The organism is Pseudomonas sp. ADAK21 (assembly GCF_012935735.1).
GTDB classification, from domain to species: Bacteria; Pseudomonadota; Gammaproteobacteria; order Pseudomonadales; family Pseudomonadaceae; genus Aquipseudomonas; species Aquipseudomonas proteolytica.
Genome location: NZ_CP052857.1, coordinates 1370001 through 1387069, shown reverse-complemented (window position 1 = coordinate 1387069; position 17069 = coordinate 1370001). Strand labels below are relative to the sequence as shown.

At 60.4% G+C, this 17069-nt stretch carries 18 protein-coding genes (1 of these 18 only partly in view); 8 read left to right on the top strand and 10 right to left on the bottom strand.

Annotated features, from left to right (window positions below; genetic code table 11):
• Positions 1-17 precede the first annotated feature (17 nt).
• Positions 18-1499 (top strand): anthranilate synthase component I, encoded by a 1482-nt coding sequence (gene trpE, locus HKK57_RS06380; protein ID WP_029296771.1) that lies wholly within the window; start codon positions 18-20, stop codon positions 1497-1499.
• A gap of 181 nt (positions 1500-1680) precedes the next feature.
• Here trpE and estP read toward each other — a convergent pair whose 3' ends face one another.
• Positions 1681-3603, bottom strand: a complete 1923-nt coding sequence (gene estP / locus HKK57_RS06375) for an esterase EstP (protein WP_169389939.1) — start codon at positions 3601-3603, stop codon at positions 1681-1683.
• Positions 3604-4022: 419 nt separating this feature from the next.
• Between estP and HKK57_RS06370 the strand changes: the two genes are divergently transcribed.
• The 4 genes from HKK57_RS06370 to HKK57_RS06355 all read left to right on the top strand — a co-directional run bounded on the left by HKK57_RS06370 (position 4023) and on the right by HKK57_RS06355 (position 7296).
• A complete protein-coding gene (locus HKK57_RS06370) occupies positions 4023-4616 on the top strand; it encodes an aminodeoxychorismate/anthranilate synthase component II (RefSeq protein ID WP_029296765.1) in 594 nt (197 codons plus the stop codon).
• Positions 4617-4625: 9 nt separating this feature from the next.
• The gene (gene trpD, locus HKK57_RS06365) at positions 4626-5675 is read left to right on the top strand and encodes an anthranilate phosphoribosyltransferase (protein WP_029296763.1); all 1050 of its coding nucleotides are present in this window, start codon (positions 4626-4628) and stop codon (positions 5673-5675) included.
• Positions 5672-6508, top strand: coding sequence for an indole-3-glycerol phosphate synthase TrpC (trpC, locus tag HKK57_RS06360; protein ID WP_029296761.1), 837 nt, complete (start codon positions 5672-5674; stop codon positions 6506-6508). The genes trpD and trpC overlap by 4 nt, the downstream gene beginning before the upstream one ends.
• 92 nt (positions 6509-6600) lie before the next feature.
• Positions 6601-7296: a lipoate--protein ligase family protein gene (locus HKK57_RS06355; protein WP_169389938.1), complete on the top strand. Its 696-nt coding sequence runs from the start codon at positions 6601-6603 to the stop codon at positions 7294-7296.
• Here the strand turns inward: HKK57_RS06355 and crp are convergent.
• Positions 7293-7937, bottom strand: a complete 645-nt coding sequence (gene crp, locus HKK57_RS06350; protein WP_029296757.1) for a cAMP-activated global transcriptional regulator CRP — start codon at positions 7935-7937, stop codon at positions 7293-7295. The two genes, HKK57_RS06355 and crp, sit on opposite strands and share 4 nt — an antisense overlap.
• A gap of 235 nt (positions 7938-8172) precedes the next feature.
• On the opposite strand from crp, the gene HKK57_RS06345 reads away from it, so the two are divergent.
• On the top strand, positions 8173-8595 hold the full coding sequence (locus HKK57_RS06345) for an OsmC family protein (protein ID WP_029296755.1): 423 nt from the start codon (positions 8173-8175) through the stop codon (positions 8593-8595).
• A gap of 120 nt (positions 8596-8715) precedes the next feature.
• Here HKK57_RS06345 and coq7 read toward each other — a convergent pair whose 3' ends face one another.
• From coq7 to hemJ, 6 genes are all read right to left on the bottom strand, one after another.
• Positions 8716-9363: a 2-polyprenyl-3-methyl-6-methoxy-1,4-benzoquinone monooxygenase gene (gene coq7 / locus HKK57_RS06340; protein WP_029296753.1), complete on the bottom strand. Its 648-nt coding sequence runs from the start codon at positions 9361-9363 to the stop codon at positions 8716-8718.
• 170 nt (positions 9364-9533) lie between these two features.
• Positions 9534-9872, bottom strand: a complete 339-nt coding sequence (locus tag HKK57_RS06335; RefSeq protein WP_029296751.1) for a histidine triad nucleotide-binding protein — start codon at positions 9870-9872, stop codon at positions 9534-9536.
• A 46-nt stretch (positions 9873-9918) separates the two neighbouring features.
• Positions 9919-10704 (bottom strand): SDR family NAD(P)-dependent oxidoreductase, encoded by a 786-nt coding sequence (locus HKK57_RS06330; RefSeq protein WP_154907903.1) that lies wholly within the window; start codon positions 10702-10704, stop codon positions 9919-9921.
• A gap of 63 nt (positions 10705-10767) precedes the next feature.
• Positions 10768-11730, bottom strand: a complete 963-nt coding sequence (locus HKK57_RS06325; RefSeq protein ID WP_104911015.1) for a DUF805 domain-containing protein — start codon at positions 11728-11730, stop codon at positions 10768-10770.
• 71 nt (positions 11731-11801) lie between these two features.
• Complete coding sequence (locus HKK57_RS06320; RefSeq protein ID WP_029296746.1) at positions 11802-12764, bottom strand: NAD(P)H-dependent flavin oxidoreductase; 963 nt, start codon at positions 12762-12764, stop codon at positions 11802-11804.
• 35 nt (positions 12765-12799) lie between these two features.
• Positions 12800-13228, bottom strand: coding sequence for a protoporphyrinogen oxidase HemJ (gene hemJ, locus HKK57_RS06315; protein WP_029296744.1), 429 nt, complete (start codon positions 13226-13228; stop codon positions 12800-12802).
• Between the two features lie 136 nt (positions 13229-13364).
• Here hemJ and argC point away from each other — a divergent pair, with 136 nt between their 5' ends.
• Positions 13365-14399, top strand: coding sequence for an N-acetyl-gamma-glutamyl-phosphate reductase (gene argC / locus HKK57_RS06310; protein ID WP_169389937.1), 1035 nt, complete (start codon positions 13365-13367; stop codon positions 14397-14399).
• 163 nt (positions 14400-14562) lie between these two features.
• Positions 14563-14913 carry an iron-sulfur cluster insertion protein ErpA gene (gene erpA / locus HKK57_RS06305; protein WP_003176443.1) on the top strand — a complete coding sequence of 117 codons (351 nt, stop codon included), beginning with the start codon at positions 14563-14565 and terminating at the stop codon, positions 14911-14913.
• A 67-nt stretch (positions 14914-14980) separates the two neighbouring features.
• Here erpA and HKK57_RS06300 read toward each other — a convergent pair whose 3' ends face one another.
• Positions 14981-16072 carry an anhydro-N-acetylmuramic acid kinase gene (locus tag HKK57_RS06300; RefSeq protein WP_169389936.1) on the bottom strand — a complete coding sequence of 364 codons (1092 nt, stop codon included), beginning with the start codon at positions 16070-16072 and terminating at the stop codon, positions 14981-14983.
• Between the two features lie 3 nt (positions 16073-16075).
• A protein-coding gene (locus HKK57_RS06295) for a peptidoglycan DD-metalloendopeptidase family protein (protein WP_169389935.1) crosses the window boundary here: on the bottom strand, positions 16076-17069 show its 3' portion. Its footprint extends 419 nt past the window's final position; the window shows 994 of its 1413 coding nt (coding positions 420-1413); its start codon lies off the right edge, out of view; its stop codon occupies positions 16076-16078.

Below are 17069 nucleotides of genomic sequence, written 5' to 3'. Positions count from 1 at the left end.
ACGCCACGAGGCACCTCATGATCCGCGAAGAATTCCTGCGTTTGGCCGCTGCCGGCTACAACCGTATCCCCATGGCCCGGGAAACCCTGGCCGACTTCGATACGCCGCTGTCGATCTACCTGAAGCTGGCCGACGAGCCCAATTCCTACCTGCTGGAATCGGTGCAGGGCGGTGAGAAGTGGGGCCGTTACTCGATCATCGGCCTGCCGTGCCGCACGGTCCTGCGGGTGCATGACTATCACGTCAGCATCACCCATGACGGCGTCGAGATCGAAAGCCACGATGTGCAAGACCCGCTGGCCTTCGTCGAAGCGTTCAAGGCGCGCTACAACGTGCCGACTATCCCTGGCCTGCCGCGCTTCAATGGCGGCCTGGTGGGGTATTTCGGCTACGACTGCGTGCGTTACGTGGAACAGCGCCTGGGCAAATGCCCAAACCCCGATCCTTTGGGGGTGCCGGACATTCTGCTGATGGTTTCCGACGCGGTGGTGGTGTTCGACAACCTGGCCGGCAAGATGCACGCGATCGTCCTCGCCGACCCGGCCCAGGCCGATGCTTTCGAGCAAGGCCAGGCCAGCCTCGAGGCCCTGCTGGACAAGCTGCGCCAGCCGATCACCCCACGTCGCGGCCTGGACCTCAGCCGTCCGCCGGCGGCCGACCCGGTATTTCGCTCCAGCTTTACCCAGGATGACTACGAGCGCGCGGTCGATACCATCAAGGAATACATCCTCGCCGGTGACTGCATGCAAGTGGTGCCGTCGCAACGCATGTCCATCGACTTCAAAGCGGCGCCCATCGACCTGTACCGGGCGCTGCGTTGCTTCAACCCTACGCCGTACATGTACTTCTTCAACTTTGGCGACTTCCACGTGGTGGGCAGCTCGCCAGAAGTGTTGGTACGTGTCGAAGATAACCTCATCACCGTGCGCCCGATTGCCGGCACCCGGCCCCGTGGCGCCACCGAAGAGGCTGACCTGGCGCTCGAAGAAGACCTGCTGTCCGACGACAAGGAAATCGCCGAGCACTTGATGCTTATCGACCTGGGGCGTAACGACACCGGGCGCGTTTCGGAAATCGGCTCGGTGAAACTCACCGAGAAAATGGTGATCGAGCGTTATTCCAACGTGATGCACATCGTCTCCAACGTCACCGGCGAGCTGAAGGCCGGGTTGACGGCAATGGACGCGTTGCGCGCGATTCTGCCGGCGGGCACCTTGTCTGGTGCACCTAAGATCCGCGCGATGGAAATCATCGATGAACTGGAGCCGGTCAAACGCGGTGTCTACGGCGGCGCCGTGGGCTATTTTGCGTGGAATGGCAACATGGACACCGCCATTGCGATCCGCACGGCGGTGATCAAGGATGGCGAATTGCATGTGCAGGCGGGCGGCGGGATTGTTGCCGACTCGGTGCCGGCCCTGGAATGGGAAGAAACCCTGAACAAGCGCCGGGCGATGTTCCGGGCGGTGGCGTTGGCCGAGCAGAGCCCGCAGGACTGACGGCCGGTCCAGATCCAACTGTGGGGCGGGCTTATGTGGGAGCGGCGGTGCGACGATTCGACTTGCCCGCGATGGCGGTCTGTCAGTCACCGATGTAGTGACTGAACCACCGCTATCGCGGGCAAGTCGAATCGTCGCACCGCCGCTCCCACATTGGTTTTACGTTGGGCTTGCGACCGTATTAGAAATCCAGGCTCACCCCGACACTGACTCCCTGCTGGGTCAGGCTGTCATCCTTCCTTACGTTATAGGCGGCCCGCAACGCCAGCTCCTGGGTCAACTTGTGGCTGACCCCGAGGCTCAGGCGCTCCGAGTTGCTGCGGGGCGTGTAGCCGTCCAGCTTGAAGTCGATCCCCTGCACGCTGTTGAGCGAAATGTTCACCTTCTGGGTGTCGTTTTCAAACTCATGCTCGTGAGCCACTTCGCCAAACACCTGGGTTTGCGGGGTGACCCGGTAGCTGCCCTGCAGGCCAACCCCCAGGCGTTTGGAGTCGCGCTGCTGGTCATCAAAGGTCAGCGCCGTGGAGCGGTTGCCTTTTTCCCCGTAGCCATCGACTTCGACCCGCGCATAGTCGGCGCTGATGAACGGTGACAGGTGCCAGTCGCTGCCGACCCCGGCAATGTCATAACCCACGCGGCCGCTCAAGGCCCAGAGCCAGCCGTCGGTGTCGCCTTTTTCGGAGCCTTCGCTGACGCCCAGGGCGAATTTGCGTTTGAGGCTGTCGAAGTCCAGGCGGCCACCGGTCAGCGCGGCATCGGCCCACCAGTGATTGTGCTGATACTGCGCGAATGCGCTGCCCATGTAGCTGTTGAGCTTGTAGTCCGAGTCGTTGGCGCCGGCTTCCAGGGTCTGGCGATACAAGCCAGCCGCGACGCCTACGCGCCAACTCTCGTCGAGCCGATAGCTGGTGCCGACATTCAGGTTGTGGCCACTGCCGTCGCCACTGGCCGAACTGCGTTGATCATCAAAGTCCAGGCGCTGGCCACCGCCGGCCACAATTGCGCGCCACTGGCCAACGGCCTGCCAGTTGCCATTGTCCGCTTGCCATTGGTTGCGCAGCTCATCCTGGTGGGCACGCAGGGTGCCCTGGGCCATTTCCGGCAGCAAGGTCAGCTCCCAAGGGGCGGCCAGCAGGGAATAGGCGTAGTCGGCGATCAAGCGCTGCCCGGCGACGGTGGGGTGGACCGAGTCGTTGTAGATCAGCTTGGTCGGATCCGGGTTGGTGCCGCCAATGCCGTAGACCGGGTTGGCGGTGCAACTGTTGCCACTGAAGCAGGTGCCGGTAAGGTTCTGCCCGGTTGCCAGGCCAAAGCGGCCTGGGTCGGCGAAGGATTCTTGCAACAACAGTGGAATATTCAACGGGATGATCTGGGCATCGATCTGCGACAGGCGTTGTACCAATGCCTGGTTGAAAATATTACTCAGGGCGGAGGTCGCTGCCTGCTGTGGTGTGCCGTTGATGGCAGGTGTCAGGCCCAGGTCGGGTAGCATCCACACCATGATGTAGCGCGCACCGGCTTGTTGCAGGACCTGGGCGCTGTCGGCCAGGCGCCCGCCTGCCGCAACGGCGTCGCCAGGGCTGCCGATGCGCTGTTGCAGGAAGTCATTGCCGCCACCGGACAGAAAGTACAGGGCATTGGGGTCGGCGCGCCCGCCGTTTGCCGGCAGGTAGCCCTGGCGACTGCGCAACACCGTGCCCGCGCCCGCATTGCCGGGTGGGATCGCGGTGTTGGATACCGAGGTGATGGAATCCAGGATGTTGTCGGTCCGGTAACCACCGACCGCCCAGTTGTTGCCGTCAGGCAAGCCTTGCGCCGCGCGAACCGGGGAGGTGGAGGCATTCAGGTCGTTTGGCGCTACGCCCAGTTTCGAGCCCAGCAGGGTTGATGACACCAGGCCATAGTCGCCTTGGAATGTCGGACCGGTACGGTTGGTGAAGCGCAGGCTGGCGCCAGACAACCCGTCGGGGAACTGGCCGGCGTCCGCCAGGCTATCGCCGAAAACGACCATGGTTGAATAAGGTGAAGGTGCTGCAAACGCCTGCGCGCAGGCCAGTGCCAAGAGGCAGCCGGCAAGGGGCGCAACAAAATATGGTCTGAGCATACGAAATTCCATGTGATTGTTTTTGTATCGGAAGTGGAACACTAGCAATGTAGTGGGAGTTGCCTGTGAGGAAAAACGTTTTTTCCTACAAACCCTTGGTCATCGCCCCCGTATTTGCTGCTCCATATTGCACGGCCGGCGAGGCTACGTTACTGTGCGGGAACGTATGAATGAGACCCTCCCCGTGTTGATCATCAGCAAACTCTTGATGCGAGTAGTCAAGGCACACGCCCGTTGGCGTTGGCGCGCCTGAATTTTCTCTGCCGGCCCCGCCGGACCTGTACCGATTTGCCTTCTTCACCCTTTGTTCGACGCCCCTTGCCGGCTCACCCTGGCAACCGGAAAGTGCGTCTGGCAGCGGGTCACTCTCTTGGAAGGCGGTCATTCGAAATCAGTGAATTCAAGAGGTTTGAACCCACATGTTGCTGATGATTGATAACTACGACTCCTTTACCTACAACGTTGTGCAATACCTGGGCGAGCTGGGTGCCGAGGTCAAGGTGGTGCGCAACGATGAAATGACCGTGGCGCAGATTGCGGCCTTGAACCCGGAGCGCATCGTCGTTTCGCCCGGGCCGTGTACGCCGACCGAGGCGGGAATTTCCCTTGAAGCGATCAAGTATTTTGCCGGCAAGCTGCCGATTCTCGGGGTTTGCCTGGGCCACCAATCCATCGGCCAGGCGTTTGGTGGCGATGTAGTGCGTGCCCGCCAGGTAATGCACGGCAAGACCAGCCCGGTGTTTCATCGTGACCTGGGCGTGTTCCAGGGCCTGAACCTACCGGTGACGGTGACCCGCTACCACTCACTGGTGGTCAAGCGCGAAACCCTGCCCGAGTGCCTGGAACTGACGGCCTGGACCCAACTGGAAGACGGCTCGGTCGATGAGATCATGGGCCTGCGGCACAAGACACTGAATGTCGAAGGGGTGCAATTTCACCCCGAATCGATTCTGACCGAGCAGGGCTACGAGCTGTTCGCCAACTTTCTCAAGCAGAGCGGCGGCACGCGCTAAGGACTTTCCATGGATATCAAGACTGCCCTGAGCCGTATCGTCGGCCATCTGGACCTGAGCACCGCTGAGATGAGCGATGTCATGCGCGAAATCATGACCGGTCAATGCACCGATGCGCAGATTGGCGCCTTTATGATGGCCATGCGCATGAAAAGCGAGAGCATCGACGAAATCGTCGGCGCCGTCTCAGTGATGCGCGAGCTGGCGGACAAGGTCGAACTCAAGACCCTCGACGGCGTGGTCGATGTGGTCGGCACCGGCGGCGATGGTGCGAATATCTTCAACGTATCGACGGCGTCTTCCTTTGTGGTCGCGGCCGCTGGCTGCACCGTGGCCAAGCATGGCAACCGCGCGGTATCGGGCAAGAGCGGCAGTGCCGACCTGCTGGAAGCGGCAGGTATCTACCTGAACCTGACGCCGGTGCAGGTGGCGCGCTGCATCGATAACGTTGGCATCGGCTTTATGTTTGCCCAGTCCCACCATGGGGCGATGAAGCACGCCGCAGGCCCGCGCAAGGACCTGGGCCTGCGTACCCTGTTCAACATGCTTGGCCCGCTTACGAATCCGGCCGGTGTGAAACATCAGGTGGTGGGCGTGTTCAGCCAGGCGCTGTGCCGGCCTTTGGCCGAAGTCCTGCAACGCCTGGGCAGCAAGCATGTGCTGGTGGTGCATTCCAAGGATGGCCTGGACGAATTCAGCCTGGCGGCCCCGACCTTTGTGGCGGAGCTCAAGAACGACCAGGTCACTGAGTACTGGGTCGAGCCAGAAGACCTCGGTATGAAGAGCCAGAGCCTGCATGGCCTGGCGGTGGAAAGCCCGGCGGCTTCCCTGGAGTTGATTCGCGATGCCTTGGGGCGCCGCAAGACCGAAAACGGCCAGAAAGCGGCTGAGATGATTGTTCTGAATGCTGGCGCGGCACTTTACGCAGCCGATCACGCCTATAGTCTTAAAGAAGGTGTCGCCTTAGCCCACGATGCGCTGCACACGGGTCTGGCTCGCGAAAAACTCGAAGAGCTGGGAGCATTCACGGCCGTATTCAAAATGGAGAATGAAGGATGAGCGTGCCAACAGTCCTGGAAAACATCCTCGCCCGCAAAGTTGAAGAAGTCGCCGAGCGCCGCGCCCGCGTGAGCCTGGCCGAGCTGGAAGGCCTGGCGAGAAGCGCCGATGCACCGCGCGGCTTCGCCAATGCCCTGATTACCCAGGCCAAGCTCAAGCAGCCGGCGGTGATCGCAGAGATCAAAAAGGCCTCGCCGAGCAAAGGTGTGATCCGCGAGCACTTCGTGCCAGCAGAAATTGCTGCCAGTTACGAGAAGGGCGGGGCGACCTGCCTTTCCGTGCTGACTGACATCGACTATTTCCAAGGTTCCGATGCTTACCTGCAACAAGCCCGCGCCGCGTGCAAGTTACCGGTGATCCGCAAGGACTTCATGATCGACCCGTACCAGATCGTCGAAGCCCGGGCATTGGGCGCCGATTGCGTGCTGCTGATCGTTTCGGCGCTGGACGACGTGCAGATGGCCGAGCTGGCGGCTGTTGCCAAAGGCGTGGGCCTGGATGTACTGGTCGAAGTCCACGACGGTGACGAGCTGGAGCGCGCACTGAAAACCCTCGATACACGGCTGGTTGGGGTCAACAACCGCAATCTGCATACCTTTGAAGTCAACCTCGAAACCACCTTGGACTTGCTGCCGCGCATTCCCCGCGACCGGCTGGTGATTACCGAGAGTGGGATCGTCAATCGTGCGGATGTGGAGCTGATGGAAATCAGCGACGTCTACTCGTTCCTGGTCGGCGAAACCTTTATGCGTGCGGAAAATCCTGGGGCTGAGTTGCAGCGCCTGTTTTTCCCGGAGCGTGGTGTGCCGGTCAGCGGTTCGACGCTGGATTGATTTGAAACGCGGTCACTGTGGGAGCTGGCCAGCTCCCACACAAGCCAGCTCCCACATTTGCTTTTGTGTTTATTCAGAGAGGTAAATGCCCGATGATCCAGCCCGTAGCGATGACCGTTGAAGCAGGCCTTGCCGCCGAGCAGGACTTGCTGGCCGCCGTCTGTGCGGGTGAGCAGTCATTCGGGCTGCTGTTCTGGCAACCCAGCGACCAGGCATTGGTGATGCCTCGCCGCCTGAGCCGCGTGCCTGCGTTTGAAACGGCGAGCCAAGTGTCGGCCGCCCATGGTTGGCCGGTATTGCTACGGGAAACCGGCGGTGAACCGGTGCCGCAATCGAGCGCGACGGTCAATATCGCTCTGGTCTACGCGCCGCCGCGCAGTGAAGGCGACCAGGGCCGGATTGAAACCGGGTACTTGCGTCTGTGCCAACCTATCTGCGATTTGCTGACTGAGTTGGGGGGCGATGCTTCTGTAGGCGAAATCGACGGTGCCTTTTGCGATGGCCGCTATAACGTCAACCTCGACGGACGCAAGATGGTCGGTACTGCCCAGCGTTGGCGCCAGAGTGGTGGGCGCCCGGTGGGCCTGGTGCATGGCGCACTGTTGCTGGATAACCATCGCGAAGAACTGATTGCTGCGGTCAATCGCTTCAACCAGGCGTGTGGCCTGGAGCAACGGGTTCGTGCCGACAGCCATATCGCCCTGCATGAAGCCTTTGCTGCGCCGGATGCGGTCAGCCGCCTCGACGCTTTATACCGGCAGATGCTGGCGCAGGTCTTTGCGCCCTAGCGGGTGCCGAACACCACCATCGTCTTGCCTTTGACGTGAACCAGGTTGCGCTCTTCCAGATCCTTGAGCACCCGACCGACCATCTCCCGCGAGCAACCGACGATGCGCCCGATCTCTTGGCGCGTAACCTTGATCTGCATTCCGTCAGGATGAGTCATGGCATCTGGCTGCTTGCACAGCTCCAGCAGGCAGCGGGCGACGCGCCCTGTGACATCGAAGAATGCCAGATCGCCGACTTTGCGTGTGGTGTTGCGTAATCGCTGGGCAATCTGGCCGCTCAGGGCGTAGAGAATTTCCGGATCCTGTTGGGCCAGCTCGCGAAATTTTGCGTAGCTGATTTCCGCGACCTCACACTCGATCTTGGCTCTCACCCAGGCGCTACGTTCCTGTTCTTTGCCGGCTTGCTCAAACAGCCCCAGTTCGCCGAAAAAATCACCGGTGTTGAGGTAGGCGATGATCATTTCACGGCCGTCTTCATCCTCGATCAGGATCGTGACCGAACCTTTGATAATGAAGAAGAGGGTTTCCGAGCGTTCCCCGGCGCAGATGATGTTCTGTTTCGCCGGATAGCGTCGCCGCTGACAATGAGTCAGGAGCTTGTCGAGGTTCTTGATCTTGGGTATGGGGGTAATAGCAACCATGGTTGTATCCCGAAAAGACTGCACGGTGTGGTTGGACTTGTATTTTTTATCGAGCGAGGTCCATCCAATGGATGGCAATGCGCCATTGATTTGGCGCCAGCTTAACAGACACATTCTGACTCGATCAGGGAATTTATCTATCAAGGCCTACTGTTGAGCGCATTGCGGCAGAACACTGCGCTCGCGGGGGCCTGTGATAAGCTGGCGCCCCTTTTTTAGCAGTGGAGTCTGGGCGATGAAGGCACGCATCCAATGGGCGGGCGAAGCCATGTTCCTCGGTGAGTCGGGCAGTGGCCATGTGGTGGTCATGGATGGCCCGCCGGAGGCCGGTGGTCGCAATCTGGGGGTACGGCCCATGGAAATGCTCCTGCTAGGCGTGGGCGGCTGCAGTAATTTTGATGTGGTCAGCATCCTGAAGAAGTCGCGCCAGGCGGTGGAAAGCTGCGAAGCCTTTCTGGAGGCCGAGCGCGCCACTGAAGATCCAAAGGTGTTTACCAAGATCCATATGCATTTTGTGGTCAAGGGGCGCGCGCTGAAGGAGGCGCAGGTCAAGCGGGCTATCGAGCTGTCGGCGCAGAAGTACTGCTCGGCCTCGATCATGCTTGGTGCGGCCGGAGTGGCCATTACTCATGATTACGAGATCATTGAGCTGGGTTGACCCTTTGTAGGAGCGAGCTTGCTCGCGAAGAACGCCAGCGACAGCGGGTTTAGTCAGGCTGCCCGCGGTGCTCTTGAGTTTTTCGCGAGCAAGCTCGCTCCTACAATGTTCGTGCGAGGTTTAAATGCGGTAAGTGCTTTTGGTCATGACCTTGGCCATCAGGCTCATGCCAAACCTTACCGGCGCCGGGAAGCGGAATCCGCCGGCATCCAACGCGCTTTCGGCGTGGTGCTCTTCGTCGATACGCATCTGCTCAAGAATCGCCCGGGATTTTTCGTCCTCGGCCGGCAGTTGTTCCAGATGCTCATCCAGGTGCTTGCACACCTGATGTTCGGTCGCCGCGACAAAACCCAGGCTGACCTTGTCGCTGATCAATCCCGCAGCGGCCCCGATACCAAACGACAAACCGTAAAACAGTGGGTTCAGCACGCTGGGGTGGCTGCCCAACTGGCGGATGCGCTGTTCACACCAGGCCAAGTGGTCGATTTCTTCCTCGGCCGCATGCTCCATGGCTGCGCGTACTTGCGGCAGCTTGGCGGTCAGGGCTTGGCCCTGGTACAGCGCCTGGGCGCAGACTTCACCGGTATGGTTGATACGCATCAGGCCGGCGACATGACGGGTGTCCGTCTCGCTCATTTGCGCTTCGGGTTGCACGATGGCGGGTGATGGGCGATACGGCTGGCCGCTGAAGGGAAGCAGCGTGCGCATGGCCGTATCGGCTTGCAGCAGCAGTCGGTCAATCGGCGAGTAGTGACGTTGGGTAGTCATGCTGACCTCCGGGAAAAATCTCGGCGCCCAGTTTACCGCAAGACAGGGGCGTGCGTTTGCGCTGGGTCATGCTTCTTGTAGGGGGTGCGGCTTGCTGGCGATGAGGCTCCTGAGGGTTACGGTGCTCTGGAAGGCGACATCGCCGGCGAGCCGGCTCCTACAACAGGGGTTCAGCCCGGTGGCCAGTTCATCTGGCGTTGACCCAATACATGCATATGAATGTGATAGACGGTCTGGCCGCCATCCTCATTGCAGTTCATGACCACGCGAAAGCCTTTTTCACAGCCTTGTTCCACGGCCAGGCGCTGGGCGGTGTACAGGATGTGTCCAGCCAGGCCTTTATCTTCTTCCGTCAGGTCGTTGAGGGTGCGGATCGGCTTTTTCGGAATCACCAGGAAATGCACGGGGGCCATTGGCGCAATATCGTGGAAGGCCAGGACCTGGTCATCCTCGTAGATAATCCTCGCGGGTATTTCTCTGTTGATGATCTTGGTGAACAGAGTATCCACAGCTGTTTCTCCATTATGAAAGTGCAGGGTGAGTGTACTCAGCAGTTCAACGCGGGCAATAGGCCTTGTTGATGGCGCCGGCAATCTTGCGGGTCAACCAGCGTGGGCTCAAGCGCGGGCTGAACGCCAGCCAGCGATTACGGCGCCCGGGAATAATGATCGCTTTGTTCTTTGCCAGGGCGCGAACGGTGTGCAGCGCCACCTCTTCCGGGCTCATCAACGCCAAGCGGTCCAGCTTGGCGGTGTCCATCTGTGCGGTACCGAAGAACGCGGTGCGTGTCGGGCCGGGGCAAAGTACTGAAACCTTGATGCCGCAGCTCTTCAGCTCTTCGCGCAGGCCTTCGGAGAAGTGCAGCACATAGGCTTTGCTGGCGTAATAGGTGCTCATCCACGGTCCCGGCTGGAAGGCTGCGACCGACGCGACGTTGAGAATCTGCCCGCCACCCTGCAGGGCCATGGAGTTACCCAGTGCGTGGCACAGACGAGTCAGGGCCAGGACGTTGACTTCGATCAGGTCTTGCTCGGTCATCCAATCCTGGGCCAGGAATGGCCCGCTGGTGCCGATGCCGGCGCAGTTGACCAGCAAGTCGATCTGTCGCTCGCCTTCTTCCAGCTCCAGCAGGAACCCGGACAGGCGCAACGGTTCGCCCAGGTCGCAGGCACGGAACAGCACCTCGACGCCAAAGCGTTGGGTCAGTTCTATGGCAATACTTTCCAACTGATCACGCTGGCGGGACACCAGAATCAAGCTGCGGCCGCGACGGGCCAGTGCTTCGGCCAAGGCCAGGCCGATGCCGCTGGAGGCACCGGTGATCAGAGCGTAACGGGTCATGCGTTTCTCCATCGCAACGCCACCGCGCCTGCGACAGATGCGTCACAGGCGCGGGGCGTTTCTTCATTCTTCCGGAGAGTCTACAGGTTCGGCCGCATCGTCAGCACTTTGCGCGTCTTCTTCACCGGCGATGACGCTCTGGTCCGCGTCTTCATCGGTGGTCATGGAGCTGCTTTCATAGCCGCTGTCCACGCTGCTTTCGAGCTGGTCCAGGTAACCGCCCATGGCCAGCATCACCATAGCGGCGAAGATCAATGGGAGCAGCGCTAGCCACAGGGTGGCCAGGACCTTCACCGCCGTCGAGTTGCGTGGCGGTGGCGCACCATATTGGTTGGCGCCCGCATTGCCTGGCAGCACGATCAGCAGGATCGGGAAAATGCTGCCTACGATCGGTACGAGGTTCAGGAACCATAACCAGCCGGACCAGCCCAGGTCATGCAGGCGCTGTACGGTGATCTGGACACTGATCCACACAGACGCCACGAGTACGACGAAGCCAAGCAGCGAGCCAATGATGATTGCGGCGGTGGGGGAGGCTGCGGCAATACCCAGGCCCACGGTGAACAGGGCACCCACGATGGCGAACATCGCCAGGCTCAGCACCAGGGTCCAGGCCAGGAAGCGCAGGCGCCCGATACGGCCGTTGACGGTAAACACCTTGAGGGTGGAAAACTCGGGAAGGTTATCCCCGACAGCTGCGCGCGGCGGTGCGTATGGCGAAGCAGCCGCGCTTGAGACGTCAGAGCGGGCGGAGTCAGTCTCGTGAGTTTCAGCCAGGCTGAAGGCCACGGGTTGTTCCGCTTCGATGCGTGCATCAATCCCGGTGTTTTTCAGGGCCGTCAGGTAGGTTTCGGCATCGGGGTGAGACAGGTCGCGCTTCAGGGCCACCGGACGACCGGTGAAAAGCTTTTCGATCGCTTCAACGTCGCTTTTAAACAGTTCGGCCAGGTTCAGCTTGGCGGTGGTGCTTTCGACACCCGGGAGCAGGGCTCCATCAAACACAATCTTGAAACGGTTGTCGCTCATGCGGGCATCCTTGTCACTTTCCAGGAGGTAGGTAATGCAGGCCTGCTTCAATCGGCAGGCCTGGGGGGGTGTCAGCGTGGCCAGCGCAATTGTGCCGCTTGCTCACGCGCCTTGCGGTATTCGGCATCGAGACGGGCAACCAGTTCATCGACGCTGGGTAAATCGTCAATTTCACCGACGCCCTGGCCGGCGGACCATACAGTCTTCCAAGCCTTTGCCTCGTCGCTGAGAGGCTTGAGCTTGGAGCCGAAGTTGACTTCACCTTTGCCTTGCAGGGCGGCGAGGTCGAAGCCGGCGTTTTCCAGGCTTTGCCGCATAAAACTGGCAGGCACGCCGGATACCGCCGGAGTGTGCACGATATCGGCTGCGCGGGATGTGAGCAGCATCTCTTTATAGGCATCGGGGGCGTGGCTTTCAGTGGTGCCGATAAAGCGGGTACCGAAATACGCGAGGTCAGCACCGAGCAATTGCGCGGCGAGAATCTCGTGCCCATGGTTCAAGCAGCCGGCCAGTAGCAGGGTCTTGTCGAAAAACTGGCGGATTTCGGCGATCAGCGAGAATGGACTCCAGGTGCCCGCGTGACCACCAGCCCCTGCGGCTACGGCGATCAGCCCGTCGACCCCGGCCTCGGCGGCTTTCTCGGCATGGCGTCGGGTGGTGACGTCGTGGAACACCAGGCCGCCGTAACTGTGTACGGCGTCTACCAACTCCTTGACCGCACCCAGGCTGGTGATAACGATCGGCACCTTGTGCTCGACGCAGATCGCCAGGTCAGCCTCAAGGCGCGGGTTGCTGTTGTGCACGATCAGGTTGACCGCGTAAGGCGCGGGATTGTCCAGTAGCGCCAGGCCCGCTTCGATTTCCTCCAGCCAGGCCTTGAACCCGCTGCTCTCGCGCTGGTTGAGTGCCGGGAAGCTCCCGACCACGCCATTGCGACAGCACGCCAGGACTAGTTGCGGGTTGGAAATCAGGAACATCGGCGCAGCCACCACGGGCAGGCGCAGACGTTGTTCAAGCAAAGCGGGCAGCGACATTGGAAGTACCCCGGTTTAGGTGCGGCTGATTAGAGTTAGAACGGCTTTACGACGACCAAAATTACAATAGCCAGCAATATCAGAACCGGCACTTCATTGAACCAGCGATAAAAGACATGGCTGCGGGTGTTTTCGCCACGGGCGAAACGTTTTACCTGGGCGCCACACATGTGGTGGTAACCGATCAGGATTACTACCAGGGTCAGCTTGGCGTGCATCCATCCACCCTGGCTGAATACACTTGGGTTAAGGCTGATCAACCAGATGCCGAATACCAGGGTGGCGATCATCGCTGGCAGCATGATGCCCTTGTACAGCTTGCGCTCCATCAGGCTGAAACGCTCCTGACTGACGGCATCCTGGCTTTGTGCGTGGTAGACGAACAGGCGCGGCAGGTAAAACAGCCCGGCAAACCAGCAGACAATGCTGACGATATGAAAGGCTTTGAGCCATAGATAAAGCATTTTTAGTTATTCCCAGGTTCACGGTGACTGGAGATAGTAGAGGTTAGAGTGCGCGCACGTCACGTTGACGGTTGTCGCAGAACGATACGACCCCTATTATCGACGGCTTTCCAGTGGGTTCGTTGAGGGCAGGTTTATGGTCAAGGTCGGTATCGTCGGCGGCACGGGTTACACCGGTGTCGAATTGCTGCGTCTGTTGGCTCAGCATCCGCAAGCTGAGGTGGTGGTCATCACCTCCCGATCCGAGGCTGGCCTGGCCGTTGCCGATATGTATCCGAACCTGCGCGGCCATTACGATGGCCTGGCGTTCAGCGTTCCGGACATCAAGACCCTGGGTGCCTGCGACGTCGTGTTCTTCGCCACACCACATGGGGTTGCCCATGCCTTGGCGGGTGAGTTGCTGGCGGCCGGGACCAAAGTCATCGACCTCTCGGCGGACTTCCGCCTGCAGGATGCCGATGAGTGGGCCAAGTGGTACGGCCAGCCCCACGGTGCTCCGGAGCTGCTTGAGGAGGCGGTGTATGGTTTGCCTGAGGTCAATCGCGAGCAGATCAGCAAGGCGCGCCTGATTGCCGTGCCAGGTTGCTATCCGACGGCGACCCAGTTGGGCTTTCTGCCGCTGCTCGAAGCCGGTCTGGCGGATGCTTCGCGCCTGATTGCCGACTGTAAGTCGGGCGTCAGCGGCGCTGGTCGTGGTGCGGCTGTAGGCTCCTTGTACTCCGAGACCTCGGAAAGCATGAAAGCGTATGCCGTAAAAGGGCATCGCCACTTGCCGGAAATTCGCCAAGGCCTGCGTCGGGCTGCCGGCAGTGACGTCGGTCTGACGTTCGTGCCGCACCTGACCCCGATGATCCGTGGGATTCACTCGACGCTGTATGCAACCGTCAAGGATCGCTCGGTGGACCTGCAGGCACTGTTTGAAAAACGCTATGCCAATGAACCGTTCGTCGATGTGATGCCAGCTGGCAGCCACCCGGAAACCCGTAGCGTGCGCGGCGCCAACGTATGCCGGATCGCCGTGCATCGTCCGCAGGACGGCGACCTAGTCGTGGTGCTGTCGGTCATTGATAACCTGGTCAAAGGCGCGTCGGGCCAGGCTGTGCAGAACTTGAACATCTTGTTCAGCCTCGATGAGAAGCTCGGTTTGTCCCATGCCGGCATGCTGCCTTAAAGCGTCGGCTGCAGTGCAAAAGGCCCGTTGATCGGGCCTTTTGCGTTTTTAAGGGCGGCTACGCAGATTGATATACCGTAACAATAGTTGACCGCTTTTCTAGGAGAAGCGGATAATGGCCGCCATCACGCATATGGCGGCGCTACGCCGGGAGATTATCAGCATGAGCGTTGAATCCTTCACCCCCACGGCTTTGCAATTCACCCACGGTGCTGCGCACAAGGTGAAGAGCCTGGTCGATGAAGAGGGTAATGATCGCTTGAAGCTGCGCGTATTCGTTACGGGCGGCGGTTGTTCAGGGTTTCAGTACGGCTTTACCTTCGATGAAGATGTGGCCGATGACGACACCATCGTCGAGCGCGAGGGCGTAAGCCTGGTCGTGGATCCGATGAGCTTCCAGTACTTGGCAGGTGCCGAGGTTGATTACCAGGAAGGTTTGGAAGGCTCGCGCTTTGTGATCAAAAACCCGAATGCCACCACGACTTGTGGTTGCGGTTCGTCGTTCTCGATCTGATCGATAGCGGATAGGCAAAACGCCGTTTGGCTCTTATGGGGCCAAGCGGCGTTTTGCTATCTGCGTGTCAGGCGGGGTAGATCGCGCCAAGTACGCGAAGGCCGCGGGCGCCGGTAACGCTTGGACGGTTGGCGGCGATGCCTTCAAGGCAGCAATGGGCCAGCCAGGCGAAGGCCATGGCCTCAACCCAGTCGGGATCGACGCCGTGGGTGGCGGTGCTGCTGACGCGAGTGGCCGGCAGCAAGGCTGCGATACGGTTCATCAGCGTCGTGTTATGGGCGCCACCACCACATACCAGCAGGGTTTCGGTTTGCGGCTGTGCGGTTTTCAGCGATTCGACGATGGTCTGCGCTGTCAGCTCCAGCAGCGTGGCCTGGACATCCTGCGCATTGAATGATGGCAGTCGACCGAGGTGGTGTTCCAGCCATGGCAGGTTGAAGACTTCGCGCCCCGTGCTTTTCGGGCCCTTTGTCAGGAAGAAAGGGTCGCTGAGCAGCGCGGCCAGCAGTTGTGGTTCGATCGTTCCTGTGGACGCCCATTGGCCGTCACGGTCAAAGCTATCGCCCCTTTGCTGGTGAATCCAGGCATCCAGCAGGACATTGCCCGGGCCGCAATCAAAGCCAGCTACCGGTTTACCGGTCTCGATCAGGCTCAGATTGCTGAAGCCGCCGACGTTCAGTACTGCGCGGTTGCCGGCAGCCTCGCCAAACAACGCTTCGTGAAAGGCTGGCACCAGCGGCGCACCCTGGCCGCCGGCGGCCACATCGCGGCTACGAAAGTCACTGACCACGGTTATTCCGGTCAGCTCGGTCAGTAGTGCGGGGTTGCCGATCTGTACGGTAAAAGCGCGGGCGGGCTCGTGGCGAATGGTTTGCCCGTGGCTGCCAATGGCGCGGATGTCGTGGTGAGTGAGCTGCTGTTGCTCCAGCAAGGCATGAATGCCATGGGCGGCGAGTGTTACCCAGTTTTGCTGGGCAATCGCCGAGCGGGCAATCTCGTCCGGGCCGCTGGCGCAAAGACCCAGCAGCTCCGCCCGCAGCGTTTCAGGCATGGGAATGTAATGGGTGGCGATCAGTTTGACCGCCGTGTCCTGCTCGATCAGCGCAATGTCCAGGCCATCGAGGCTGGTCCCGGACATGACACCTATATAGAGCGCCATCGCTTAACGCTTCGCCGAAGCCAGCATGGTGGCGCGTTCTTGGTCCATGCGTGCCATCAGCGGTTGGCTTTGCTGAAGGAAGCGCGCGCGTTCGGTCTTGGCGATCGGGTCGGCCATCGGCAGCTTCTGGCCCAGCGGGTCGACGTGCACGCCGTTGACCTGGAACTCATAGTGCAAGTGCGGCCCGGTGGACAGGCCGGTGGTACCGATATAGCCAATCACCTGGCCTTGCTTGACGTTGCCGCCGGTTTTCACGCCTTTGGCAAAGCCTTGCATGTGGCCGTAAAGCGTACGGTAGCTGTTGCCGTGCTGGATGATCACGGTGTTGCCGTAGCCGCCGCGGCGCCCGGCCAGCAGCACCTTGCCATCGCCGGCAGCCTTGATCGGCGTGCCGCGCGGTGCGGCATAGTCGACACCTTTGTGGGCGCGGATTTTGTTCAGAATTGGATGCTTGCGGCCCATGGAAAAACGCGAGCTAATACGGGCGAAGTCAACAGGAGTACGGATGAAGGCCTTGCGCATGCTATTGCCATCGGCGGTGTAGTAGCTGCTGTTGCCTTGTTTGTTGGTGTAGCGCACGGCGGTGTAGGTCTTGCCGCGATTGGTAAAGCGCGCCGACAGGATATTGCCGGTGCCGACGACCTTGCCGTTGGCCACCTTTTGCTCGTAGATCACGTCGAATTCGTCACCCTGGCGAATATCCTGAGCGAAGTCGATGTCGTAGCCAAACACGCTGGCCATATCCATGGTCATGCTATGGGACAGGCCTGCGCGTGCCGCCGACTGGGACAGCGAGCTGTTGATCACGCCATGGATGTAGGCAGAGCGCATCACCGGCTTGGTGGTCACGCGATTGAAGGCAAATCCCTTGGCGCCCTTGGTCAAGGTGATGCTTTCAAGATCGCTGAGATTGGTGTGCAGGGTGGTCAGTTGACCTTCTGGGCTCAGCTCGAACTCAAGTTTCTGGCCGCGCTTGAGCTGGGTGAATTGCTTGGCT